Source organism: Pilimelia terevasa (genome assembly GCF_014647915.1).
In the GTDB taxonomy this organism is placed as follows: domain Bacteria; phylum Actinomycetota; class Actinomycetes; order Mycobacteriales; family Micromonosporaceae; genus Pilimelia; species Pilimelia terevasa.
Genome location: NZ_BMQC01000001.1, coordinates 250,856 through 274,870, shown reverse-complemented (window position 1 = coordinate 274,870; position 24,015 = coordinate 250,856). Strand labels below are relative to the sequence as shown.

Here is a 24,015-nt window from a genome sequence, read left to right as displayed (position 1 = left end):
GGACCCGCTCGCGCGGGACCACATGTCCCGGACCGCCCGCGGGCCGTCCGGGGTGCGCGCGAAAGCGCGCAGATCTGTCATTGTCACCCGTGCGCTCCGCGGGCCCGACACCGGGTGGGGTGTTGCGTTCCCACAGGCGGTGCCAGGGCGGTCGGACGACTGGCATCCGCACCGCGGGCCGCGCACACGAGTGCGCCCGGGCAGGCCCCGGGCACGATCGCAAAGAGTACCCACCCCCGGGACGGAGGTCAAAACCGGGTCCCCGCCGCCGCGGGCGGCCGGGCACGCGCGCCAGTCTACCGAGGAGCCGCGGCCGCCGCCGGCCGTTCCCCTGCGGGCCGGGCGGCGGCGTCAGCCGAACTGGATGAGCGCGGCGCCGCCGACCGCGCAGAGCGCGAGGACCACGCCCAGTCCCCCCGCCACGACGCCCGTCAGGGCCAGGCCGCGGCCGCGGACCGCCCCCGGCGCCCGGCGGACCTGCCGCAGCGCGAAGGCGCCCAGGCCCATCGCCCCGCCGCCGAGGAGCACCGTCAGGATCGCCACGGCACCGGCGACGAGCGTGCCCCACCCCGCGGACGCGCCGCCGATGCCGAACAGGACGGCCAGCGCGCTCACCAGCGTCGCGCCGACACCGGCGACCAGCGCGCCGACCGCCAGCCCGGAGACCGCGCTGGGCGCCGGGAGGTAGCCGAGCACGTAGCCGGTGTCCGGCACCGGCAGGAACCGCACGGGGGCCGGCCAGTGCGGCGTGTGCGGACCGGGGTGGTGGGTGGCCCGGCTGGGATAGGCGCCGTGCGCCCGGCCCGCCGGCGGTGGCGGCTGGCGGTGGTGGTGGTGTGGGGACGGCTGCTGGCCCGGACCGGTCATGGCTCCCCCGCTTCCCCCGGCGCCTCGGCGCGCCCCTGCCTGCACGGTAGCCCCGCCGCGTCCTGCCTGCTTGCCTGCCGCCTAGCGGTACGACCCGAAGTCGAAGTCGTCCAGCGGGACCGCCTGGCCCGAGGCCGGGCCGAAGCCGTAGTCGGCCTCCGGGTACCCGGTCATCGAGTACACCTTGGCCTTGGCCTCCTCGGTCGGCTCGACCCGGACGTTGCGGTACTTGGCGATGCCCGTACCGGCCGGGATGAGCTTACCGATGATGACGTTCTCCTTGAGACCGATCAGCGAGTCGCTGCGGGCGTGGATCGCCGCGTCCGTCAGCACCCGGGTCGTCTCCTGGAACGACGCCGCCGACAGCCACGAGTCCGTGGCCAGCGACGCCTTGGTGATACCCATGAGGATCGGCCGACCGGCCGCCGGCTCGGCGCCCTCGGCGACGGCCCGGCGGTTCTCCGACTCGAACAGCGCCCGGTCCACGAGCACACCCGGCAGGAACTCCGTGGAGCCCGAGTCGATGACCGTCACCCGCTTGAGCATCTGGCGGATGATGATCTCGATGTGCTTGTCGTGGATGAGCACGCCCTGCGACCGGTAGACCTCCTGGACCTCCTGGGTCAGGTGGACCTGGACCGCCCGGGGGCCGAGGATGCGCAGCAGCTCGTGCGGGTCGATAGTGCCCTCGGTGAGCTTGTCGCCGACCCCGACGTGCGAGCCGTCGTGCGAGCGCAGCCGCACCCGCTTGGAGATCTTGTCGTGGACGATCTCGTCGCTGCCGTCGTCCGGCACGATGATGATCTTCCGCGACCGCTCGCCGTCCTCGATCCGGATCCGGCCCGGGGTCTCGGCGATCGGCGCCTTGCCCTTGGGCACCCGCGCCTCGAAGATCTCCTGGACCCGGGGCAGGCCCTGGGTGATGTCCTCACCCGCGACGCCGCCGGTGTGGAACGTCCGCATCGTGAGCTGGGTGCCCGGCTCGCCGATGGACTGGGCGGCGATGATGCCGACCGCCTCGCCGACGTCGACCGTCTTGCCCGTGGGCAGCGAGCGGCCGTAGCAGGCGCCGCAGACGCCGAGCTTGGACTCGCAGGTCAGGACCGAGCGGACCCGGACGTCGCCGATGCCGGCGGCGACCAGCTTGTCGATGAGGATCGAGTTCAGGTCCGACCCGCGCGCGACGACCAGGTTGCCGGCGGCGTCGGACATGTCGTCGGCCAGCGTCCGGGCGTGGGCGCCCGTCTCGGCGAACTCGTGGACGACCAGCGTGCCGTCGTCCAGCTTCTCGCCGATCTGCATCGGGATCGCGCGGTCGGTGCCGCAGTCCTCCTCGCGGATGATGACGTCCTGCGAGACGTCCACCAGACGCCGGGTCAGGTACCCGGAGTCGGCGGTCCGCAGCGCGGTGTCGGCCAGACCCTTGCGGGCGCCGTGGGTGGAGATGAAGTACTCCAGCACCGACAGGCCCTCGCGGTACGAGGACTTGATCGGCCGCGGGATGATCTCACCCTTGGGGTTGGCCACCAAGCCGCGGATCGCGGCGATCTGCCGGAGCTGCAGCAGGTTGCCGCGGGCGCCCGAGTTGATCATCTTCCAGAGCGGGTTCTCCTGCGGGAGTGCCGTCTCCATCTCCTTGGCGACCTCACCGGTCGCCTTGGTCCAGATGTCGATCAGGTCGGCCGAGCGCTCGCCGGCGGTCATGAGGCCGCGCTGGTACTGCTTGTCGATCCGCTCGGCCTCCTTCTCGTACCGCTCCAGGATCTCCCGCTTGCGCGGCGGGGCGATGACGTCGCCGATGCCGATCGTCACGCCCGACCAGGTGGCCCAGTGGAAGCCGGCCTCCTTGAGCGCGTCCAGCGTGGCGGCCAGGGCCACCTTCGGGAACCGCTCGGCGAGGTCGTTGACGATCGCCGAGAGCTGGCCCTTGCGGACCTCGTAGTTGACGAACCGGTACCCCGGCGGGAGCGTCTCGTTGAACAGCACCCGACCCAGCGTGGTCTTGACCAGGAGCTGCTCGCCCGGCACCCAGTCCTCCGGCGCGGTCCAGCTCTCGCCGCCCGGGCCGTTGTCCACCTCGATCACGCCGGCCAGGCGGATCGTGACAGGGGCCTGGAGGTCCAGCTCGCCGTTGTCGAACGCCATCCGCGCCTCGGCGTCCGAGCTGAACAGCCGGCCCTCGCCCTTGCCGCCGGCCGGCGGGAGGTGGGTGAGGTGGTACAGCCCGATGACCATGTCCTGCGTCGGCATCGTCACCGGCTTGCCGTCGGCCGGCTTGAGGATGTTGTTGCTCGACAGCATGAGGATGCGGGCCTCGGCCTGTGCCTCGGAGGACAGCGGCACGTGCACCGCCATCTGGTCGCCGTCGAAGTCCGCGTTGAACGCGGTGCACACCAGCGGGTGGATCTGGATCGCCTTGCCCTCGACGAGCTGGGGCTCGAACGCCTGGATGCCGAGGCGGTGCAGGGTCGGCGCGCGGTTGAGCAGCACCGGGTGCTCCCCGATGACCTCCTCCAGCACGTCCCACACGACCGGGCGCTGCCGCTCGACCATCCGCTTCGCGCTCTTGATGTTCTGCGCGTGGTTCAGGTCGACCAGCCGCTTCATCACGAACGGCTTGAACAGCTCCAGCGCCATCTGCTTGGGCAGGCCGCACTGGTGCAGCTTGAGCCGGGGGCCGACGACGATGACGGAGCGGCCGGAGTAGTCGACGCGCTTGCCGAGCAGGTTCTGCCGGAACCGGCCCTGCTTGCCCTTGAGCATGTCCGACAGCGACTTGAGCGGGCGGTTACCGGGACCGGTGACCGGGCGGCCGCGGCGGCCGTTGTCGAACAGCGCGTCGACGGCCTCCTGCAGCATCCGCTTCTCGTTGTTGACGATGATCTCCGGAGCGCCCAAGTCGATCAGGCGCTTGAGCCGGTTGTTCCGGTTGATGACGCGGCGGTACAGGTCGTTCAGGTCGCTGGTGGCGAACCGGCCGCCGTCGAGCTGCACCATCGGCCGCAGGTCCGGCGGGATCACCGGCACGCAGTCCAGGACCATGCCGCCGGGCGAGTTGTTGGTGTTCAGGAACGCCGCGACGACCTTGAGCCGCTTGAGGGCGCGGATCTTGCGCTGGCCCTTGCCGCTGCGGATGGTCTCGCGCAGGTTCTCCGCCTCGGCGGTGAGGTCCATGGTGTCGAGCAGGGCCTTGATCGCCTCGGCGCCCATGCCGCCGGTGAAGTAGTCGCCGAACCTGTCGCGCAGCTCGCGGTACAGCAGCTCGTCGGTCACGAGCTGCTTGACGTCCAGCTTGCGGAAGGTGTCCAGCACCTCGTCCAGCCGGTCGATCTCGCGCTGCGACTTGTCCCGCATCTGGCGCATCTCGCGCTCGCCGGACTCCTTGACCTTGCGGCGGACGTCGGCCTTGGCGCCCTCGGCCTCCAGCTCGGCCAGGTCCGCCTCCAGCTTGGCGGCCCGCTTCTCGATCTCGGCGTCGCGCGCGTTCTCCAGCTGGCGCTTCTCGGCGAAGATCTCGTTCTCGATCGTCGACAGGTCGCGGTGGCGGGCCTCGGCGTCGACGGTGGTGATCACGTACGACGCGAAGTAGATGATCTTCTCAAGGTCCTTGGGAGCCAGGTCCAGCAGGTAGCCCAGCCGGCTCGGGACGCCCTTGAAGTACCAGATGTGCGTGACGGGGGCGGCCAGCTCGATGTGGCCCATCCGCTCGCGGCGCACCTTGGCCCGGGTCACCTCGACGCCGCAGCGCTCGCAGATGATGCCCTTGAACCGGACCCGCTTGTACTTGCCGCAGTAGCACTCCCAGTCCCGGGTGGGACCGAAGATCTTCTCGCAGAACAGGCCGTCCTTTTCCGGCTTCAGGGTCCGGTAGTTGATGGTCTCCGGCTTCTTCACCTCACCGTGCGACCACTGCCGAATGTCCTCGGCGGCCGCGAGTCCGATCCGCAGCTCATCAAAGAAGTTGACGTCGAGCATCCGCTATCCCTCGAGTCGGGTGTTGCCTGTTTTCACGTCTCGTATTTCGTGGTCCGGAATGTGGGGCCGCCCCGCCTGCTCCGGGCGGTCAGGCTCATCCCTGCGCAGTCGGGACGGCCCCACATTCCTTTTCACTCGCGCTTGTCGGACCGGCAGGCGGCGAAAGCCTGTGAAACTGGCTGACTCGCGCCCGCCGGTCCTGTGCTCTTTGTCAGACTTCGTCGACGGTGATGGCGCCTTCGTTCGGCCGCCGGGAGAGGTCGATGCCGAGTTCCTCCGCCGCGCGGAACACCTCGTCGTCGGTCTCCCGCATCTCCAGGGCCACGCCGTCGCTGGAGAGCACCTCGACGTTGAGGCACAGCGACTGGAGTTCCTTCAGCAGTACCTTGAAGGACTCCGGGATGCCCGGCTCCGGGATGTTCTCGCCCTTGACGATGGCCTCGTAGACCTTGACCCGGCCCACCACGTCGTCGGACTTGATCGTGAGCAGCTCCTGCAGGGCGTACGCGGCGCCGTACGCCTGCATCGCCCAGCACTCCATCTCACCGAAGCGCTGCCCGCCGAACTGTGCTTTACCACCCAGCGGCTGCTGCGTGATCATGCTGTACGGGCCGGTCGACCGTGCGTGGATCTTGTCGTCGACCAGGTGGTTCAACTTCAGGATGTAGATGTAGCCGACCGCGATGTGGTCGGGCAGCGGCTCGCCGGAGCGGCCGTCGAAGAGCTGGGCCTTACCGGTGGAGTTGACGAGCTGGACCCCGTCCCGCGTCGGCAGCGTGCTGTCGAGCAGACCGGTGATCTCCTCCTCCCGGGCGCCGTCGAAGACCGGCGTCGCGAGGTTGGTGTCCGGCGCGGACTCGCTGGCGCCGATGGCGTGCAGCGACTTCTTCCACTGCGCGTCGTCGCCCTCGACCTTCCAGCCCGTCTTGGCCAGCCAGCCGAGGTGCGTCTCCAGCACCTGCCCGATGTTCATCCGGGACGGGACACCCAGCGGGTTGAGCACGATGTCGACGGGCGTGCCGTCGCTCAGGAACGGCATGTCCTCGACCGGGAGGATCTTGGAGATGACGCCCTTGTTGCCGTGCCGGCCGGCGAGCTTGTCGCCGTCCTGGATCTTCCGCTTCTGGGCCACGTACACCCGGACCAGCTCGTTGACGCCCGGGGACAGCTCGTCGCCGTCCTCGCGCGAGAACGTCCGCACCCCGATGACCGTGCCGGTCTCGCCGTGCGGCACCTTCAGCGACGTGTCCCGGACCTCGCGCGCCTTCTCGCCGAAGATCGCGCGGAGCAGCCGTTCCTCCGGGGTCAGCTCGGTCTCGCCCTTCGGCGTGACCTTGCCGACCAGGATGTCGCCGGGGACGACCTCGGCGCCGATCCGGATGATGCCCCGCTCGTCCAGGTCCGCCAGCATCTCCTCGGAGACGTTGGGGATGTCGCGGGTGATCTCCTCCGGGCCGAGCTTGGTGTCCCGGGCGTCGACCTCGTGCTCCTCGATGTGGATCGACGTGAGGACGTCCTCCTGCACGAGGCGCTGCGACAGGATGATCGCGTCCTCGTAGTTGTGGCCCTCCCAGCACATGAACGCCACCAGCAGGTTGCGCCCGAGCGCCATCTCGCCCTCGTCGGTGCAGGGGCCGTCGGCGACGACCTGACCGGCCTCGACGCGGTCGCCCTCGAAGACGACCGGCTTCTGGTTGACGCAGGAGCCGGCGTTGGAGCGGCGGAACTTGTGCAGCAGGTACGTGCGGCGGAAGCCGTCGTCCTGCAGCACCGTGATGTAGTCGGCGCACAGGTCCTCGACCACGCCCGCGACCTCGGCGACGACGACGTCACCGGCGTCGACCGCGGCGCGGTACTCCATGCCCGTACCCACGAACGGCGCCTCGGCCTTGACCAGCGGCACCGCCTGCCGCTGCATGTTCGCGCCCATCAGGGCGCGGTTGGCGTCGTCGTGCTCCAGGAACGGGATCATCGCGGTGGCGACCGAGGTCATCTGCCGCGGCGACACGTCCATGTAGTCGACGGCCGTGGGCGGCACGAAGTCGACCTCACCGCCCTTGCGGCGGACCAGGACGCGGTCCTCGGCGAAGGCGCCGTCGCTCTTGAGCGGCGAGTTGGCCTGCGCCTTGACGAACCGGTCCTCCTCGTCCGCCGTCAGGTAGTCGATCTGGTCGGTGACGACACCCTCGACGACCTTGCGGTACGGCGTCTCGATGAAGCCGAACGGGTTGACCCGCGCGAACGTCGAGAGCGCGCCGATCAGCCCGATGTTCGGGCCTTCGGGCGTCTCGATCGGGCACATCCGGCCGTAGTGGGACGGGTGCACGTCGCGGACCTCGAAGCCGGCCCGCTCGCGCGACAGGCCGCCCGGGCCGAGGGCGCTCAGGCGCCGCCGGTGGGTCAGGCCCGCGAGCGGGTTGGTCTGGTCCATGAACTGGGAGAGCTGCGACGTGCCGAAGAACTCCTTGATCGCCGCCACGACGGGGCGGATGTTGATCAGGGTCTGCGGCGTGATCGCCTCGACGTCCTGCGTCGTCATCCGCTCGCGGACGACGCGCTCCATCCGGGACAGGCCCACGCGGACCTGGTTCTGGATCAGCTCGCCGACCGTGCGCAGGCGCCGGTTGCCGAAGTGGTCGATGTCGTCGGCCTCGTAGACCTGACGCTCGTCCGGCTCCTCGCCCGTGTGCAGCTTGCACAGGTACTCGACCGTGGCGACGATGTCGTCCTCGGTCAGCACACCCGTGGTCATCGGCACCTCGACCAGGAGCTTCTTGTTGAACTTGTACCGCCCGACCTTGGCGACGTCGTACCGCTTCGGGTTGAAGAAGAGGTTGTCGAGCAGGGTCTGGGCGTTCTCGCGCGTCGGGGGCTCACCCGGGCGCAGCTTGCGGTAGATGTCGAGCAGCGCCTCGTCCTGGCCGCCGACGTGGTCCTTCTCCAGGGTGGTCATCATCAGTTCGGACCAGCCGAACTTCTCGCGGATGCGCTCCGCGGACCAACCGACGGCCTTGAGCAGGACCGTGACGGCCTGGCGCCGCTTGCGGTCGATGCGCACGCCGACGGTGTCGCGCTTGTCGATGTCGAACTCAAGCCACGCACCCCGGCTCGGGATGACCTTGACGCTGGTCAGGTCCCGGTCCGAGGTCTTGTCGGGCTGTTTGTCGAAGTACACGCCCGGGGACCGGACGAGCTGGGAGACCACGACGCGCTCGGTGCCGTTGATGATGAACGTGCCCTTGGGCGTCATCATCGGGAAGTCACCCATGAAGACGGTCTGGCTCTTGATCTCACCAGTCGTGTTATTCGTGAACTCCGCGGTCACGAACAGCGGCGCGCAGTACGTCAGATCCTTCTCCTTGCACTCCTCGATCGAGGCCTTGACCTCGTCGAAGCGCGGGGCGGAGAAGGACAGCGACATCGTGCCGGAGAAGTCCTCGATGGGACTGATCTCCTCAAGGATCTCGGCGAGACCGGAGCGGGCGTACTCGACGTCCGCGTTCCGGTTCTGCCACGCCTCGTTGCCCACCAGCCAGTCGAACGACTCGGTCTGGATGGCGAGGAGATTGGGAACCTCAAGATGTTCGGTGATCCTGCCGAAGGAGATCCGGCGGGGAGCTAGCGAATTACGACTGGTCTTCGCAGGGCGGGAAGCTGCCAAGATGCGTCCTTCCGAGGACCGGTGCTGCAACGGCCGTTTCACGCGCACTCCGAGGGACCCGCTCCAAGATCAACCGCTTGACGCAGCAGATTCTGGGCAGGAAAACTTTCGGAAGGCAGCGCAAACTAGCAGTGTAGCCGAGCGGCCAACCGCTGTCCAGCCACCACCGCGCGGCGCCAGCACGTGGCACCACGATACGAGCGGCAGGCGCCGCCCGCACCCGGAAAGCCCGGGTCGTAACCCGGAACTCCGAGCGCAGCAGCCGCAGGACAGACGATGGGCCGGGGCGAGCACGGCGACGGCGCCCGGCATCGGTCGGCCGCCGAGTCTCAGAGCTCGGTCCGGGGCCGCCGGAACAGGCCCGTCGCGGGTGCTCCCGCCCGCTCTCGCGGGTGGCTCACGTCGCGCCGAAGGCTGTGCTGATGCCAGCGTGCCTGGCCCGGCAGGTCCAGTCAAGAGCCGGATTGCTGGTTGCGACCGAGAGATCGCGCTCCGCCCGCACCCGCCACCGCGGATCCGGACAAATGTCCCTTGTCGCCTACGCCGCGCGGGCGGGCACCCGGTGTGGGTACCCGCCCGCGACGGACGTGTGGAGCGTCAGCTCACTTGAGGGTGACCTTGGCGCCCTCGGCCTCGAGCTTCTCCTTGGCCTTCTCCGCGGCCTCCTTGTTGACCTTCTCCAGGATGGCCTTGGGCGCGGCCTCGACAGCGTCCTTGGCCTCCTTCAGGCCGAGGCCGGTCAGCTCGCGCACGACCTTGATGACCTGGATCTTCTTGCCGCCGTCGGACTCCAGGACGACGTCGAACTCGTCCTTCTCCTCCTCGACGACGGCGGCGCCGCCGCCACCGCCGGCAACGGCGGCCATGGCCACCGGCGCGGCCGCGGTGACCTCGAAGACCTCTTCGAACTGCTTCACGAACTCGGAGAGCTCGATCAGCGTCATCTCCTTGAACGCGTCGAGCAGTTCGTCGGTGCTGAGCTTCGCCATGTCAGGCGTCCTTTCCTAGCTTCTGCGGTGGGGTAGATCGGGGGCGGGTGGGCGTCAGCCCTCGCCGCCTTCGTCCTGACGCTTGTCGCGCAGCGCGGCAGCCGCGCGCGCGGCCTTGGCCAGCGGGGCCTGGAACAGGGCCGCGGCCTTGCTCAGGTTGCCCTTCATGGCGCCGGCCAGCTTGGCCAGCAGCACCTCGCGGGACTCAAGGTCGGCCAGCTTCTTGACCTCGTCGGCCGAGATCGCCCTGCACTCGAAGACGCCGCCCTTGATCACCAGGGCGGGGTAGGTCTTCGCGAAGTCACGCAGGCCCTTGGCCGCCTCGACGGGGTCGCCGGAGACGAAGGCGAGCGCGGTAGGACCGGTGAACAGCTCCTCCAGGCCCGCGATGCCGGCGTCGGTGGCTGCCCGCTTCGCCAGGGTGTTCTTGGCGACGGAGTACTTGGTGTCCTGGCCGAGCGAACGCCGCAGCGCGGTCATCTGCGAGACCGTCAGGCCGCGGTACTCGGTCAGCACGGTGGCCGGCGAGTTCCTGAAGCTGTCGCTCAGTTCGGCGACCGCGGCGGCCTTGTCGGACCGTACAGGCTTGTCCGCCATGTCCCTCCTCTCTCGTTGCTCATGGCTGGTGGTGCGGCCCGGAAACGAGAGACGCCCCGGCGCACGGGGCGCACGGGGCGGGACCCGGCGCGCGAGGGCGCCGGACAACGCTGCCGTCCTCCCCTGCGCGGGCCGCCCGCCGTGGCGGGCCCTTCAGCCATCGGTCTCCCGACGGCAACCAGCGGTCTATGGGTGGAACTACGAACGGGGATCCTACCCGGTCCCGCCTGGGTGCTTCCGGCGGGGTGCCGTCCAGCCGGGCAATCCGGCGGGGTTCCGGGAGACGGCGAAGGACGCCCCCCGTCGGGGACGTCCTTCGCCGTGCTGCCGGGAGGCCTAGACCTCGGCGGTCTCACGCATGTTCTTGACGACCTTCGGGTCGACGGGGACGCCCGGGCCCATCGTCGTGGTGAGCGTGACCTTCTGGAGGTACGTGCCCTTGGCCGAGGACGGCTTGGCGCGCAGCACCTCGTCGAGTACCGCGGCGTAGTTGTCCACGAGCTGGTCGGCCGTGAACGACGCCTTGCCGATGATCAGGTGCAGGTTCGAGTGCTTGTCCACCCGGAAACTGATCTTGCCGCCCTTGATGTCGGCGACCGCCTTGGCCACGTCCATGGTGACCGTGCCCGTCTTCGGGTTCGGCATCAGGCCGCGCGGGCCCAGAATCCGCGCAATCCGGCCGATCTTGGCCATCTGGTCCGGCGTCGCGATCGCGGCGTCGAAGTCCAGCCAGCCGCCCTGGATCCGGGCCACCAGCTCGTCGGTGCCGACGACGTCGGCCCCGGCGGCGGTCGCCTCCTCCGCCTTGGCGCCGGTGGCGAAGACCACGACACGCGCGGTCTTGCCGGTGCCGTGGGGCAGGCTGACGGTGCCGCGGACCATCTGGTCGGCCTTGCGCGGGTCCACGCCCAGGCGCATGGCGACCTCGACGGTCGGGTCGAACTTCACGGACGTGCTTTTCTTCGCCAGCTCGACGGCCTCGGCGGGCGTGTACAGCTTGTTCCGGTCGATCAGCTCCGCGGCCTTGCGGTAGCTCTTGCCATGCTGCATCGGTAACTCCTGTGGTCAATGGCGGACGCGCACCGCGCGGGGCGCGCCCTCCCACATGTCGGGAAGGTCAGTCGGTGACGGTCAGGCCCATCGACCGGGCGGTGCCGGCGATGATCTTCTCGGCCTGGTCGACGTCGTTGGCGTTCAGGTCGGCCTTCTTGCGCTCGGCGATCTCGCGGAGCTGGGCGCGGGTGACCGAACCGACCTTGTCGGTGTGCGGCACGCCGGAGCCCTTGGGCACGCCGGCGGCCTTGAGCAGCAGCCGGGCGGCGGGCGGGGTCTTCAGCGCGAAGGTGAAGGAGCGGTCCTCGTACACGCTGATCTCGGCCGGGACGATGTCGCCCCGCTGGCCTTCGGTCTGCGCGTTGTAGGCCTTGCAGAACTCCATGATGTTCACGCCGTGCTGACCCAGCGCCGGGCCGACCGGCGGAGCCGGGGTGGCCTGACCCGCCGGGAGCTGGAGCGTGAAGGTCTTGACCAGCTTCTTCTTCGGAGGCATGTCCTCGTCCTGATCTGGGCAGTCGATGAGCTGCGGTGACGGTGCTCGGGATGGTGCGGCGCGCGACGACGCCCCGGTTGACGGGCAGCGGCGCCTGCGTGCGGTGATGGAGCGTGCGTGCGGTGGAGCGTGTTCACGCCGGCCGTACGGAGCGCAGACCGACGTTCCAATCTACCGCGCCCGCCGCACGGGCCCGCACCCGGCCCCCGAGACGAGGAGAGGATTCCCCGCGCTCTGGTCGAAACCGCGGGAAATCCTCGCTCGGGTACGGGCCGGTGTCAGATCTTGGCCACCTGGTTGAAGTTCAGCTCGACCGGCGTCTCGCGGCCGAAGATCGAGACCAGGACCTTGAGCTTCTGCTGGTCGGCGTTGATCTCGCTGATCGTCGCCGGCAGGCTCGCGAAGGCGCCGTCGGTGACCGTGACCGAGTCGCCCTCCTCGAAGTCCAGGACCTTGACCTCGGGCTTGCTCTTCTTGGTCTCGGTCTCGACCGCCGGGGCCAGCCACTTCATGACCTCGTCGAGGCTCAGCGGGGCGGGGCGGTCGGCCCGGTCCGTCGCGCCGACGAAGCCGGTGACGCCCGGGGTGTTGCGGACGCAGGAGTACGACTCCGGGGACAGCTCCATCCGCACCAGCAGGTAGCCCGGGAAGACCTTGTTCTGGACCTGGAGGCGCTTGCCGTTCTTGACCTCGATCTCGTCGCGGGTCGGCACCTCGACCTGGTAGATGAACTCCTCCATGTCGAGGGAGGTGATCCGGGTCTCCAGGTTGGTCTTGACCTTGTTCTCGTAGCCGGCGTAGGAGTGCACGACGTACCACTCGCCCGGGGCGAACCGCAGCTTCGCGCGCAGCGCCGCGACAGGGTCGAAGTCCTCCTCGACGGCCGGGGCGGCATCGCCGTCCGCAGCCTCCGCGGCATCGCCGTCCGCCACACCGGCGGCGTCGGCGTGGGGGTCACCGTCCGCCGAGGCGTCGATGTCCGTGTCCGTGTCCGCTTCGGCGGGCTCGACTTCGGCGGGCTCGGTCCCGTCGGCGGGTTCCGTCCCGTCGGCGGAGTCCTCGGCCAGAGCGGCCGCGGCGGGGTCCCCGACCTGGTCGACCTGGTCGGCGACACTCTCGGCGGACGCCTCGTCGACCGGCAGCTCCGTGGCGGGCGTCGAGTCCGCGTCCGCGCGGGTGGGCTCCACCTCGGCGGCTTCCGACTGCCCCGCGGCAGACGGAGCGTCAGCGGTCACCGACGCTCCGTCGTCGACCTGGGCGGTCTCGTCGTACTCAGGCACGCTCGCTCACTTCCGTCCGGGTTGCTACTTGCCGAAGAGGGCCAGGACGCCCTTGGCGAAGCCGTAGTCCAGTCCGACGACGATGGCGGTCATGATCGACAGGAAGACGATCACCACGCCGGTGTACGTCACGAGCTCCTTGCGCGTAGGCCAGATGACCTTACGCAGCTCGGCGACGATCTCACGGACGAACCTGCCGAGGCGGCCGAACAGACCCACCCGACCGGTGTCCTTCTTCGACTCCTTGGAGTCGGCGGGCTCCGCGACGGCCTCGACCTTGTCGTCGTCGGCAGCCGGGTCGGCGCCCTCAAGATCGTCGAACTGCTCGTCCGCGGGCTCCTCGCCGCGCCGCTTGTTCTCGGCCACTTCGCCCTCTTCCATCGCGGGGTGTCTGTCGCGCCGTCACGCCGGCCGCCCGCCATAACCCCGGCGGGCCGTGACGCGCGTCGGAACCGCGGCGACCCGCGGTCCCGCGACGGCTCCCGTGCCGTCCGCCCCGCCGTGACCGGCGGTGCGGACGCCCGGAGGCCGTCCGGCCCTAGGCGCAGGGGCGACAGGACTCGAACCTGCAACCTGCGGTTTTGGAGACCGCTGCGCTGCCAATTGCGCCACACCCCTAGGTGGGAGTGAACCTACACCGCGCAGACCGGACGGCGGTACGCGACCCGTCCCTCAGACATGCCGGAGCAGGGGTATCAGCCCCACGGCGGACCAGTGTACGGGTTGCGCCAGGAGTTTCCCAACCGGGCGGATGTTACCCCTGATCGCCCGTCTCCACGGGCCACCGGACCAGCGCCCGGGCCTGCGCCAGGACCTTCTCGCCCGCGCAGGAGACCGTCAGGTCGACCCGGGTGAGCCCCGCGGCGTCCGCCGGGCGGCGGACGCCGTCCACGGTCAGGACGGCTCCCTCGGGGTCGTCCGGGACGACCACGGGCCGGGCGAAGCGCACCCCGTACTCGGCGACGGCGTCGGCGCGGCCGACCCACGCGGTCACCGCGCGGCCGGCCAGCGCCATCGTCAGCATCCCGTGGGCGATGACGCCGGGCAGGCCCACGGACGCGGCCACCCGGTCGCTCCAGTGGATGGGGTTGAAGTCGCCGGCGGCCCCGGCGTACCGGACCAGGTCGGCCCGGGTCACCCGGAACGTCCGGGTGGGCAGGTGCTCCATCTCAGTCCTCCCCGCGGACGACGAGCTTGGCGTACGCGTCGGCGACCGGCTCGCCGGACGCCGTGCGCAGGGCCGAGCGGGTGGTCAGGAAACTGTGCCCGCCGCGCACCGTGATCTCCTCGACGTGGTGCACGCAGACGATCTCGTCGCCGGCGTGGATCGGGCGGGTGTGGACGAAACGCTGGTCGCCGTGGACGACGCGGCTGAAGTCCAGGGCCAGCTCGGGGTCGCCGTACACCTGGTGCAGGGAGGCGCCGGAGATCACGATGGCGAACGTCGGCGGGGCGACCAGGTCCAGGTGCCCGAGCGCGCGCGCGGCGTCGACGTCGTGGTGGACGGGGTCGGCGGCGCCGATCGCGGTGGCGAACTCGCGGATCTTCTCGCGGCCGACCTGGTACGGCGGGGCCGGCGGATAGCTGCGGCCGGCGAGCGCGGGGTCCAGTGGCATGGCTGCCCACCCTACCGGCACGCCGGGCGACCGACCGGGAGGGCCGCCCCGGTCGCGGCACGCCCACGTCGGCCTGCCGCGACCCGCGAGGCGGCAAGGTGGCGATGAGGCTCTGGCCCGACAGTCCCGCAGCTCCGGCGGACAGACGGACGCCCCCGGCTCTTGTTTCGACCGGGGGCGTCCGTGGTGCGTCCGGGGCGCGCTCAGCGGGTTTCGCGGTGCGCCTGGTGCTTGCCGCAGCGGGGGCAGAACTTCTTCAGCTCGATGCGGTCCGGGTCGTTGCGGCGGTTCTTACGCGTGATGTAGTTGCGCTCCTTGCACTCCACACACGCCATAGTGATCTTGGGACGGACGTCGGTCGCCTTGGCCACGGCGGGGTGCCTTCCTCGCGCAGTCTTATCTAACGGCGTACCAGACTAGACCCTGGCGACGCTGCGGTGCAAAACCGGGGTCCACAGAACCCCGTCGACGTCCGGGACGTCGCCGTAGCGGTGGCCGGACTTGAACCGGCGACACAACGATTATGAGCCGTTTGCTCTACCATCTGAGCTACACCGCCGCGAACCAGGACGCCGTAGAAACTAGCCGTAGGAACTACGAGCGGCGACCTGGATTTGGAGCCCCCTTACGGAATCGAACCGTAGACCTTCTCCTTACCATGGAGACGCTCTGCCGACTGAGCTAAGGGGGCGCAGCGCCGGACTGTCTCAACGCGGCCCCGAACATGGGGCCGCCCCGGCGTGCAGTGGTAAGCGTACACAACCGTACACGGACACGGAAACCAGATCCCCCGGTCGCGCAGAACCGGCCTCCGACCAGGGGAAACGCTAAGGCACCGCGCGCAGACGGCGGACCTCGCCGGCCGGCGTACGCTCCGGCTCCGTCTGCTGCCCCAGCCACGCCTCCAGCCGCTCGTACGGCAGCGGCCGGCTGAACAGGAAGCCCTGGCCGACGTCGCAGCCGATCTCGCGCAGCAGGTCCAGGGTGAGCTCGCTCTCCACGCCCTCGGCCACCACGGTCAGGCCGAAGTGCCGGGCCAGGTCGACCACCGCGCGGACGATCGCCAGGTCGCCGGGGTCGGTGGCCATGCCCTGGACGAAGTTGCGGTCGATCTTCACCTCCTGCACCGGCAGGCGGCGCAGGTAGGACAGGGAGGAGTAGCCGGTGCCGAAGTCGTCCACCGAGAGCTGTACGCCGATCTCGTGCAGCCGCTGGAGCATCGGCATGGGGCGGTCCGGCGCGCCGGAGTCCTCGGCCACCTCGAACGTCACGCGCGCGGGGTCCACGCCGAACTCCCGGATGAGCGCCTCGACCCGGTCCGGGAAGGTGGCGTCCACCAGGGTCCGCGAGGACAGGTTCACGGCCACCTGGAGTGGGCGGCCGGCGTCCGCCCACTGGCGACACCGCCGCAGCCCCTCCTTGAGTACCGCCTCGGTGAGCCGGCTGAGCTGGCCGGTGTGCTCGGCGACGGCCACGAAGTCCTCGGGGTCCACCGAGCCGTGCGTGGGGTGCTCCCAGCGGGCCAGGCACTCGACGCCCACGAGGTGCCGGTCGCGCAGCGAGACCTGCGGCTGGAAGTAGATCTCCAGCTCGTCCTGGTCGATGGCGCGGCGCAGGTCGTTGGCCAGCCCGAGGCGGCGCGCCGAGCGCGACTCCAGTGCCGGGTTGAACGTCTGGACGCCGGCCGGGATCAGCTCGGCCGCCCGCGCGGCCACGTCCGCCCGCTGGATCAGGGTGGCGGGGTCGCTGCCGTGGTCCGGGTGCACGACCACGCCGACCGCGGTGTCGACGTCGAGGGTGAGGGCGCCGAAGTCCATCGGCACCCGTAGCTGCCCGCGCAGCTCACCGGCGAGCGCGGCGGCCGCCTCCACGTTCTCCACCCGCAGCGTCACCACGAACTCGTCGCTGCCGAGGCGCCCCACCAGGGCCGCGGGCGGCGCCAGCTCGCGCAGCCGCCGGGAGACCTCCACGAGCAGCTTGTCACCGGCGGCGTGGCCCAGGGAGTCGTTGACGTCGCGCAGGCCGTCGACGTCGAACAGCAGGACCGCCACGACCTCGCCGGGCGCGCGGAACTTCACCGACTCCTCCAGCGCCTGGAGGATCCGGCGGCGGTTGGGCAGCCCGGTGAGGGCGTCGTGGTAGGCGTCGAAGCGCAGCCGGTCGACGAGCCGGGAGTTCTCCACGGCGACGCCGACGTGCGCGGCGAGGGTCTCCAGCAGCCGGACGTCCTCGGGGTGGAACGAGTTGACCTCGCCGATCCGCCCGGCCACCTCGATGCAGCCGATGACGACGGGTCCCGAGCGCAGCGGTACCAGGATCGCGTCGGTGGAGACCCGCAGGCCCAGGTCGGCGGGCGCCTCGAAGTTGGCGCCGACCGCCACGGTGCTCCCCCGCCCGACCGCGTACCGGCGCAGGGCGTCGGGGGTACCGGGCAGGTCGATGAGGCCCGGTACGTCGATCTTGGAGGTGAGCAGGACCTCCGGGTGCCGGCGGTCGGCCGGCAGCCACAGGGTGGCGTACTGGGCGCGCAGCATCTGGCGGGTGCCGTGCAGCAGGCGGTCGTAGAGGGTCGCTTCGAGGCGGGTCTCGCGGACGTGGGCGGTGAGGTCGTACAGCTCCTGCAACCGGTGGTGCTGGCGCATGAACCGCGAGTACGACCGGTAGGCCAGGACGAACGACACCACCAGGACGACGAGCAGGATCGTCGCCCACGCGCTCTGCTCAAGAACCAGCAGGACGACGAGGCCGAGGGTGGTGTTCACGGCCCCGACGGCCAGCGCCGGCACGGCCATGGCGGTGATGTCGCGGCGGGCGCGCCGGCCGTGGGCGATGGCCAGTACCGCGGAGTTGCTCGCGATCATCAGCACGATGTGCACGAGCACCGCGCCGACCAGCACGAGCCAGCTCCGCACCTCGGCGACCTTCAGCGGCTGGTACGCGGCGACGATCACCGCCGCGGCGCTGGTGCAGGCGGCCTTGGTGAAGAAGTTGAACCACTGCTTGATCGCCGTGGCGCCCAGCCGCCCGCGGAACAGGTAGATCAGCGCGGCGGCGGCCAGCCGGATGACGATGACCGGCACCGGGGGCAGCATGGCGAGCGCGAGGACGAGCGGCAGCTCGGAGATGTTGATGCTGAAGACCTGGCGCCGGAAGTCGACCCGCAGGTAGGCGGCGTCGGCGGCGACGAACAGGACGAGCAGGGCGGCGGCCTCCTGCCAGTGGCGGAGAGCGGGTACGCCGTCATACCCGGTGGCGACCGCCGTGAGGATGGCCGCGATGACGGCGAGCGTGCCCGTGACCAGCCAGATGAGCTGTGGCGGACGCGACTCAGCGACGACGGGTCTGGACACGGGCAGCCCCCACGCTTCGCGTCGTACCGGTCGGCCGGCAGTGGCCGGTCGGGGTCACATCCAGTCAATGTCGCGGAACGGGTTCCGCGAGTCGGTGACCGGGCGGTCCTGCTTCTCGCCGCGCTCGTCGGTGCTGCTGGTGCCGCGGTCTCCGGACTGGGCCGACGCAACGGCCACACCCACGACGGAGAGGCCCAGCACGGCGGCGGCGATGAGGGCGGCGCGCCCGGCCTTGCGACCGATCCTGCTGTCGCGCATCGTGAACTCCTGTCGTGCGTTGCGGCTGGTGCGCCGAGGACCGGGGCTCCGCGGAACACGGCCGGCGGAGAGCTGTATTGCGGGGGATCGGCGCCGGCCAGGTGGCCGGTTCTCTAGCAGGCTCGATCGTGCCACATGCTCCCTGAGGGCCGTAGTGTCCGAGGCGCCGTCCGACACCGCGGAGTGCCAAGTCTGGCCGATCGGTGGACCCTGCACAGCGGTCACCCGCCCCCCGTACGGACATTTCGGGCGGGAGCCCCGTGGACAGCCGTACCCCACACAAGGCACATCCGTCGCGGAAGGGCGGATCCGTTCGGGTACGGCGTGCGTCTATGGACCGGGGGCCACGGTCCCGCTCACCGACGCGCGTCCGGCCGCCCGGCGCGTCCCACCGTCGAACCAGGAAGGTGCAGTCCGCACGTGTCAGCGCTTGAGTCGTACCGCGCGATGCTCCGCGACGTCATCGGCCCCGCCCTGCGGGAGGCGGGCCTGCGCGGCTCCCGCGGGCGGTGGTCGCTGCGCACCCCGGCCGGCGACCACGGCATCGTCGAGCTGCGCACCTCGCCCGCGAGCAGCCGGATCGAGGTCCAGTTCCAGGTCACGCTCGCCGTCGCCCCCGCCGCCTGGCTCGACTTCCGCGCGACGCGCGGGATGCGCGCCCCGCGCGGCGGACCCCGCGCCGCCGACGGCGTGTGGCGCGAGCACCTGTCCCTGGACTCGCCGCTGGTGGCGCGGTTCCGGGCCGCCGACCGCGGCTGGTGGGTCATCACCGACTCGCCGTACGCCGAAGGGGTCGGCCCGGTCGTCGCCGACCTGCTGGTCGAGGTCGCCCTGCCCCGGCTGCGCGCCCTGCTCGACCGCGAGGCGCTGTGCCGCGAACTGCGCGGGCGCACCGACCTCACGGCCCGCCAGGGCTCCGCGGCCCTCTGCGCGGACACCACCCGCACCGCCACCCACGCCCCCCAGCGCCGGGAGGCGCGCCGCGGTCCACGGGGCGGGGAGTCCGTCGGAAGGGTGCGCTAGGGACCGGGGCACAGGCGGGCGAGGGCGGCGAAGCCGTCGTCGGTACCGGGCCAGTGCCCGCGGAGGGCCGCCAGCCCCGCCCGGCGGACCACGGCCAGCAGGACGACGACGATGACGTCGTCGAGGTGACCCAGGACCGGGATGAAATCCGGCACCAGGTCGACCGGCGACGCGAGGTAGGCCAGTAGCAGGACCAGTCGCAGGCGGATCGACGCGGGCAGCGACCGGTCGGCGGCGAGGCGCGCGAGCAGGCGGAGCAGGTCGGGCAGGATGCGGGCGGCGTCGCGGAGCGTGCGCGCGGAGGGGCGGAGAATGGCCAGGGCCGCGGCCGACGCGAGCCAGATCGCGGACAGGGCGAGGAGCAGGCCGGCAGCGGCGCGCCACCACCAGCAGCAGCCCGCGGTCCACCATCCCGGGTCGAACGCCATGGTTTCCGTCCCGTCGCCGGCTGGCTGCACAGGCGCCGTGCACTGCACCCGGGTGATCGCCGGTTCCCGGGCCCCCGCCGTGGTCTCAGCCACCCGGCGCTCCGACATGGTAGCGACGCAGCCGGCGGCCGAGGACCGCTCACGGATGGAATCAGAGGCGTACGACAAAACGCCCCCACCGGCTGTTTCAGCAGGTAGAGGCGCTCTGTGCTGGTGGTGGCGGGTAGAGGATTCGAACCTCTGTAGCTTTCGCGACGGATTTACAGTCCGGTTGGGGCGAGGCTGTGACCAGGCAAAACGCCCCAGTAGCGCCCGACGCGGACAGAGCCGGGTCTTGGATCAGTCAGGCGGGTCCTGCCACAGGTGTTCGAGGATCAGGCGGCTCCGCTCCTCCATCCGCTGCCGATCCTCCCCGTCCACCTCTCGGACCACAACGACCACGTTGACGCGGCCCTCCTCGTCGGGCTCTGACTGAACCGTCAAGACCTTGCGACCAAGAAGCCGGCCCGCCGCCCGACCGGCCGCACGGGCTTGCGCGATGCCGGCGCTATCCCAGGACTCGAAGCGCTTCACGTACTGGAAGTCGATTTCCAGGTGTCGGGCGATCTTCAAGGTCAACTCGTCAGGCTCCAGCATCCGTCCTTCCTACCTGCCGGCGTCAGCGAGTCGACCGCCAGGCGACATGTTCCTGCCGCTGACGCCAAGGTGGCGTCATGAACTGCCCCCTGACCTGGTCATATGGCGGTCGAAGGCAACGCGACCCCGCCACCAGGTCGCTTCGCTGTTGACGGGAATGAAAGGATCGCGGGGTGGTGCGCCGGGAGGTTCTACGCCAACAGGCTCAGCAACGAGCCTCGGTCATGGTCGACAGGTTGTTCGAGCTCGTAACATGCGAGTCGCCCTCCGGCGAGGTCGCGGCATTGGAACGATGCGCCGGCCTCCTGGCGGAGTGGGGTGAGGCGGCACTCGACCGCTCCGTTCGAAGGGTGGTGCGAGGGAACGATCCGCATCTGCTGTGGCGCGCCCCTGATCCGGCCGTGCTGTTGCTGGGGCACTTCGACACGGTGTGGCCGCTGGGCACGGTGGTGGACTGGCCGATGTCGGTAGCCGATGGGGTGGCGAGCGGGCCTGGAGTGTTCGACATGAAGGCCGGCATCGTCCAGATGCTTACGGCGGTGGAACTCCTCAGGGACCGTCAGCGAGTCAGTGTGCTACTGACCTGCGATGAGGAGACCGGCTCAGCCACGTCCCGCGACTTGATCGAGGAGGAGGCGCGTCGAGTCGGCGCTGTGCTGGTATGCGAGCCGAGCGCCGACGGCGGGGCGGTAAAGGTAGCCCGCAAGGGCACGGCGGGCTACCGGCTCAGCATCGTGGGCCGCGCCGCGCACGCCGGCCTTGAGCCGGAGCTAGGTGTGAACGCCGGGGTGGAGCTGGCTCATCAAGTCCTGGCGTCGCAAGCCTTGGCGGCGCCGCAGGCGGGCACATCAGTGACTCCGACCGTTTTGGCGGCGGGTACGACGACGAATACGGTGCCGGCCAGTGCGGTGATTCATGTCGACGTGCGCAGTTGGACCGGCGAGGAACTGGACCGGGTAGACGCCGCGATCCGGCTGGTTCGCCCACGGCTCGCTGGCGCCGAGCTAACCGTTGATGGCGGCGTCAACCGATACCCGCTTGAGCGGGCGGTCGCTCTGCCACTGCTCCAGGTTGCACAGGATGCGGCCCGAGACGTAGGGCTTGCGCCGCCGGATGGGGTGTCATCGGGCGGTGGGTCCGACGGCAACATCACGGCCGCGCTCGGCGTGGCAACCCTCGACGGGTTGGGCGCTGTGGGCGGGCACCCGCACGCACGCAGCGAGTGGGTTGACGTCAACGCCATGCCAGAACGCGCGGCACTCCTCGCCGCCCTGGTCGATCGACTGTGCAGCCGCTAACCGCCCCTTGATGCCGACATTGCGGTGACCGTCCCAGCTTCCCTTGCGCCGCTTGCGTTGGGCAGGATCGGGCCATGCGGATACTGATTCTCGGTGGGGGATGGTTCCTCGGCCGCACGCTGGCCTCGGACGCGCTCGCTCGCGGCTGGGAGGTCACCTTGTTCAACCGTGGACGAAGCGGGATGCCGGTACCCGGCGCGGCTCGGGTTACGGGTGACCGGACTCGCCAGGACGACCTCAAGGCCCTGGCCGGGTACGGTCCGTGGGACGCGACGATCGACACCAGCGCGTACGAGCCAGCAGACGTGTCCCGGGTGCTGACGGCGCTCGGCTCGGCCGCCGGGCGGTACGCCCTGGTCTCGACAGTCTCGGCATACCGGGACTGGCCGGAGAAGCCCGTCAACGAACAGTCGGCGGTGTGGCCCTCGCGCGCTGACATCCGGGAGACCGACGACGACATCAAGGACATGCCGGAGCGGTTTCAATATGGCGTGCTAAAGGCCGGTTGCGAGCTGGCGGCGCGGCGCGCTGAGGCTGGGTCATTGATCGTGCGCCCCGGAGTGATCTTGGGTCCGGGTGAGTACGTAGGACGGATGAGCACGCTACTTGCCCGCGCCAAGCGTGGCGGGCGGTGGCTCGTACCTGGCCCACCGCAGCAGCCGATCCAACCGGTGGATGTGAGGGATGTGAGTGCGTTCATCCTCGACAGGGTCGAGGCCGACGACGGCGCGACGTACAACCTGACCGCGCCGGAGGGATTCGCGACCTACCGTGACCTTGTCAACGCCTGCCTGAGCGCCACGGGCGGGACTGCTGACCTGGTATGGGTCGATCCGCGATGGCTCACGGAGCAAGGGGTCGGGCAGTGGACCGAGATCCCACTATGGCGTACGGCCGCCGGGACATGGTGCGTCGACGGCGGCCAAGCGGCGGTGGCTGGCTTCCACTGCCGGCCTCTAGCCGTAACGGTGCTGGACGCCTGGTCAGCCGCTCAGGAGCAGCCCCCGGTGCCGCATCCACGCCAAGCTGAGCATGGCCTGAATGCGGCACATGAACAGGAGCTGCTGCGTCGGTGGGACGCCGCCGTGTTGTCAGGACGCGGTTAGCGCCCGTATCTGGCTCGCCTCGGCGTTGAATATCTCGATGCGGTCTCGCAGATCGATGGCAGGCCGTTCGCCGGCAACGGGCGACGTGGTGAGCGTCCGGGCGAGGTCGGTTAGGCGGCCGGTGAGTGCCTGCCGCCGATGCGGTATGGGCGTGCCCCAGACAGGCTCCAGTGCATCGATGGTTGCGTCAAGGTGGCCGGTGCCGAGCCGCCCCAGGGCGATATCGATGTGTGCTCGTTCGGGGACGAGGGTGGCGTACGGATCATCGGGGATGGCGTCTAGCGCGGTGGTCGAGCGCGCGGCGGCGGCCCCGAAGTCGCCGATGCGCAGCAGCGAGGTGGCGGCGCACGCTTCGTGGAGGCTGCGCCCCCAGCCGAAATCGCCGCTCAGGTCGTCCACGCATTCGCCTGTCGGCGCGCTGTCGATCTCGGTGTCGGCGGCCCGGAGGGAGCTGGTGACTTCCCGTCGGTCACCGAGGTGAGACCAGGCGCGGGCACGGATTCCGTGAAGCCTCGCCGCGCTGGCTCCCGGCGTGGCGTAGTCCAGGCCAGCCTCCACGAGGTCGACCGCACGGCGAGGCTGGTCAGTCCAGTAGGCGATTAACGCCTGGGTTCCCCGCGACCAGGCGCGAAGTCCTGCATGGTCGACAAGGTCCGCGTAGGTGTGGGCAGCCCGCGCCTGGTCTTCGGCGGCCTCCCAGATTCCAAGGTCGAACGAGGCCGACGCCATGAGCCCGCACGCCTGGCCAGCAGCTAGATAGAGGTCCGAGGTCTGCGCAGGACGGCGGGTGCGTTCCAGTAGCCGGTATGCGCTGTCGCGGGCCAGCCGTGCGGCGGCCAACACGTGGATCGGTGGTGTCTCAGCGAACCGCGCCGCGAGACGACGGATGTCGGCGTGAACCTGCTCGATGCTGACCTCGTCCACAGCGCCGCCTGCCGTCGCAGCGTGCCGGGCACTCTCATGTGCTGCCATCGTGATCGCTGCCTCCAATGCGTCCGGCACGGCCAGTCCAGTGACCGGCAAAGTCGAGATCTCCGCCGTGCCGAGGCACGGGTCGGCGATCAAGGCTGAGAACGGCATACCCCAATGCCGCTCGGCGACCCGCCGCATCACAGGACGGGCGGTGGACACCTCACCGGTCATCCAACGGCTGAGCTGCCGCGGAGACAGTGACGCACGCTCGCCCATCTGCTCAGCCGTGCGGTTGAACATCGTGCAGTTCTCTTCAATGGTCCGCTGGCTACGTCGGACGAGGTCCTCAAGCCGTGTGCGTGGTCGCGGCCGTTCCATTCCGCCACGATAGGCGGCCACTGGTCCATCGGCGACGGTTCCTGCTCGTCTTCGCCGATACGGCATCCCGACGGCCAGCGAACGGCATCTGG

At 70.2% G+C, this 24,015-nt stretch carries 20 protein-coding genes and 4 tRNA genes; 3 read left to right on the top strand and 21 right to left on the bottom strand.

The window, feature by feature from the left end; all coding sequences use genetic code 11:
* Nucleotides 1-351: 351 nt before the first annotated feature.
* From IEY75_RS01325 to IEY75_RS01245, 17 genes are all read right to left on the bottom strand, one after another.
* On the bottom strand, nt 352-867 hold the full coding sequence (locus tag IEY75_RS01325) for a hypothetical protein (protein WP_229789265.1): 516 nt from the start codon (nt 865-867) through the stop codon (nt 352-354).
* Nucleotides 868-948: 81 nt separating this feature from the next.
* The gene (locus IEY75_RS01320; RefSeq protein ID WP_189112278.1) at nt 949-4,842 is read right to left on the bottom strand and encodes a DNA-directed RNA polymerase subunit beta'; all 3,894 of its coding nucleotides are present in this window, start codon (nt 4,840-4,842) and stop codon (nt 949-951) included.
* A 211-nt stretch (nt 4,843-5,053) separates the two neighbouring features.
* Complete coding sequence (rpoB, locus tag IEY75_RS01315; RefSeq protein WP_189112277.1) at nt 5,054-8,503, bottom strand: DNA-directed RNA polymerase subunit beta; 3,450 nt, start codon at nt 8,501-8,503, stop codon at nt 5,054-5,056.
* Nucleotides 8,504-9,105: 602 nt separating this feature from the next.
* Nucleotides 9,106-9,492, bottom strand: coding sequence for a 50S ribosomal protein L7/L12 (gene rplL, locus IEY75_RS01310; RefSeq protein WP_189112276.1), 387 nt, complete (start codon nt 9,490-9,492; stop codon nt 9,106-9,108).
* A 54-nt stretch (nt 9,493-9,546) separates the two neighbouring features.
* Nucleotides 9,547-10,089 (bottom strand): 50S ribosomal protein L10, encoded by a 543-nt coding sequence (gene rplJ / locus IEY75_RS01305; protein ID WP_189112275.1) that lies wholly within the window; start codon nt 10,087-10,089, stop codon nt 9,547-9,549.
* Nucleotides 10,090-10,425: 336 nt separating this feature from the next.
* Entirely contained in the window at nt 10,426-11,139 is a 714-nt protein-coding gene (gene rplA, locus IEY75_RS01300; protein WP_189112274.1) for a 50S ribosomal protein L1, read from the bottom strand.
* 67 nt (nt 11,140-11,206) lie between these two features.
* Nucleotides 11,207-11,638 (bottom strand): 50S ribosomal protein L11, encoded by a 432-nt coding sequence (gene rplK / locus IEY75_RS01295; protein WP_189112273.1) that lies wholly within the window; start codon nt 11,636-11,638, stop codon nt 11,207-11,209.
* A 278-nt stretch (nt 11,639-11,916) separates the two neighbouring features.
* A complete protein-coding gene (gene nusG / locus IEY75_RS01290) occupies nt 11,917-12,705 on the bottom strand; it encodes a transcription termination/antitermination protein NusG (RefSeq protein WP_373290191.1) in 789 nt (262 codons plus the stop codon).
* Between the two features lie 237 nt (nt 12,706-12,942).
* Nucleotides 12,943-13,284, bottom strand: coding sequence for a preprotein translocase subunit SecE (gene secE / locus IEY75_RS01285; RefSeq protein ID WP_189112588.1), 342 nt, complete (start codon nt 13,282-13,284; stop codon nt 12,943-12,945).
* Between the two features lie 179 nt (nt 13,285-13,463).
* Nucleotides 13,464-13,536 (bottom strand) — tRNA-Trp (locus IEY75_RS01280).
* 136 nt (nt 13,537-13,672) lie between these two features.
* Entirely contained in the window at nt 13,673-14,086 is a 414-nt protein-coding gene (locus tag IEY75_RS01275) for a MaoC/PaaZ C-terminal domain-containing protein (protein ID WP_189112272.1), read from the bottom strand.
* Nucleotide 14,087: 1 nt separating this feature from the next.
* A complete protein-coding gene (locus IEY75_RS01270; protein ID WP_189112271.1) occupies nt 14,088-14,534 on the bottom strand; it encodes an FAS1-like dehydratase domain-containing protein in 447 nt (148 codons plus the stop codon).
* 203 nt (nt 14,535-14,737) lie between these two features.
* Nucleotides 14,738-14,905: a 50S ribosomal protein L33 gene (gene rpmG / locus IEY75_RS01265; protein ID WP_184838029.1), complete on the bottom strand. Its 168-nt coding sequence runs from the start codon at nt 14,903-14,905 to the stop codon at nt 14,738-14,740.
* 115 nt (nt 14,906-15,020) lie between these two features.
* Nucleotides 15,021-15,093: transfer RNA gene (locus IEY75_RS01260), tRNA-Met, on the bottom strand.
* A 56-nt stretch (nt 15,094-15,149) separates the two neighbouring features.
* A tRNA-Thr gene (locus tag IEY75_RS01255) sits at nt 15,150-15,225 on the bottom strand.
* Nucleotides 15,226-15,361: 136 nt separating this feature from the next.
* A complete protein-coding gene (locus IEY75_RS01250) occupies nt 15,362-17,884 on the bottom strand; it encodes a putative bifunctional diguanylate cyclase/phosphodiesterase (protein ID WP_229789264.1) in 2,523 nt (840 codons plus the stop codon).
* Nucleotides 17,885-17,938: 54 nt separating this feature from the next.
* Complete coding sequence (locus tag IEY75_RS01245; RefSeq protein ID WP_189112270.1) at nt 17,939-18,142, bottom strand: hypothetical protein; 204 nt, start codon at nt 18,140-18,142, stop codon at nt 17,939-17,941.
* 420 nt (nt 18,143-18,562) lie between these two features.
* Between IEY75_RS01245 and IEY75_RS01240 the strand changes: the two genes are divergently transcribed.
* A complete protein-coding gene (locus tag IEY75_RS01240) occupies nt 18,563-19,165 on the top strand; it encodes a hypothetical protein (RefSeq protein WP_189112269.1) in 603 nt (200 codons plus the stop codon).
* Here IEY75_RS01240 and IEY75_RS01235 read toward each other — a convergent pair.
* The 3 genes from IEY75_RS01235 to IEY75_RS01225 form a co-directional block, all read right to left on the bottom strand.
* Complete coding sequence (locus IEY75_RS01235; protein ID WP_229789263.1) at nt 19,162-19,686, bottom strand: DUF1232 domain-containing protein; 525 nt, start codon at nt 19,684-19,686, stop codon at nt 19,162-19,164. The two genes, IEY75_RS01240 and IEY75_RS01235, sit on opposite strands and share 4 nt — an antisense overlap.
* Before the next feature lie 121 nt (nt 19,687-19,807).
* A tRNA-OTHER gene (locus tag IEY75_RS01230) sits at nt 19,808-19,895 on the bottom strand.
* A 37-nt stretch (nt 19,896-19,932) separates the two neighbouring features.
* Complete coding sequence (locus IEY75_RS01225) at nt 19,933-20,229, bottom strand: hypothetical protein (protein ID WP_189112268.1); 297 nt, start codon at nt 20,227-20,229, stop codon at nt 19,933-19,935.
* Nucleotides 20,230-20,453: 224 nt separating this feature from the next.
* Here IEY75_RS01225 and IEY75_RS01220 point away from each other — a divergent pair, with 224 nt between their 5' ends.
* The gene (locus IEY75_RS01220; RefSeq protein ID WP_189112585.1) at nt 20,454-21,527 is read left to right on the top strand and encodes a M20 family metallopeptidase; all 1,074 of its coding nucleotides are present in this window, start codon (nt 20,454-20,456) and stop codon (nt 21,525-21,527) included.
* Nucleotides 21,528-21,601: 74 nt separating this feature from the next.
* Nucleotides 21,602-22,633 carry an NAD-dependent epimerase/dehydratase family protein gene (locus IEY75_RS01215; RefSeq protein WP_189112267.1) on the top strand — a complete coding sequence of 344 codons (1,032 nt, stop codon included), beginning with the start codon at nt 21,602-21,604 and terminating at the stop codon, nt 22,631-22,633.
* Here IEY75_RS01215 and IEY75_RS01210 read toward each other — a convergent pair.
* Nucleotides 22,619-23,923 carry an NsdA family TPR-like regulatory protein gene (locus IEY75_RS01210; RefSeq protein WP_189112266.1) on the bottom strand — a complete coding sequence of 435 codons (1,305 nt, stop codon included), beginning with the start codon at nt 23,921-23,923 and terminating at the stop codon, nt 22,619-22,621. The two genes, IEY75_RS01215 and IEY75_RS01210, sit on opposite strands and share 15 nt — an antisense overlap.
* Between the last annotated feature and the right edge of the window lie 92 nt (nt 23,924-24,015).

Coding starts and splice junctions, on each gene's coding strand:
- IEY75_RS01275 (WP_189112272.1), bottom strand. CDS start 14,086: ATGGAGCACCTGCCCACCCGGACGTTCCGGGTGACCCGGGCCGACCTG.
- IEY75_RS01270 (WP_189112271.1), bottom strand. CDS start 14,534: ATGCCACTGGACCCCGCGCTCGCCGGCCGCAGCTATCCGCCGGCCCCG.
- IEY75_RS01225 (WP_189112268.1), bottom strand. CDS start 20,229: ATGCTGGAGCCTGACGAGTTGACCTTGAAGATCGCCCGACACCTGGAA.
- rplK (WP_189112273.1), bottom strand. CDS start 11,638: ATGCCTCCGAAGAAGAAGCTGGTCAAGACCTTCACGCTCCAGCTCCCG.
- IEY75_RS01325 (WP_229789265.1), bottom strand. CDS start 867: ATGACCGGTCCGGGCCAGCAGCCGTCCCCACACCACCACCACCGCCAG.
- rplJ (WP_189112275.1), bottom strand. CDS start 10,089: ATGGCGGACAAGCCTGTACGGTCCGACAAGGCCGCCGCGGTCGCCGAA.
- IEY75_RS01320 (WP_189112278.1), bottom strand. CDS start 4,842: ATGCTCGACGTCAACTTCTTTGATGAGCTGCGGATCGGACTCGCGGCC.
- IEY75_RS01210 (WP_189112266.1), bottom strand. CDS start 23,923: ATGGAACGGCCGCGACCACGCACACGGCTTGAGGACCTCGTCCGACGT.
- rplA (WP_189112274.1), bottom strand. CDS start 11,139: ATGCAGCATGGCAAGAGCTACCGCAAGGCCGCGGAGCTGATCGACCGG.
- rplL (WP_189112276.1), bottom strand. CDS start 9,492: ATGGCGAAGCTCAGCACCGACGAACTGCTCGACGCGTTCAAGGAGATG.
- IEY75_RS01245 (WP_189112270.1), bottom strand. CDS start 18,142: ATGCGCGACAGCAGGATCGGTCGCAAGGCCGGGCGCGCCGCCCTCATC.
- IEY75_RS01215 (WP_189112267.1), top strand. CDS start 21,602: ATGCGGATACTGATTCTCGGTGGGGGATGGTTCCTCGGCCGCACGCTG.
- IEY75_RS01220 (WP_189112585.1), top strand. CDS start 20,454: ATGGTCGACAGGTTGTTCGAGCTCGTAACATGCGAGTCGCCCTCCGGC.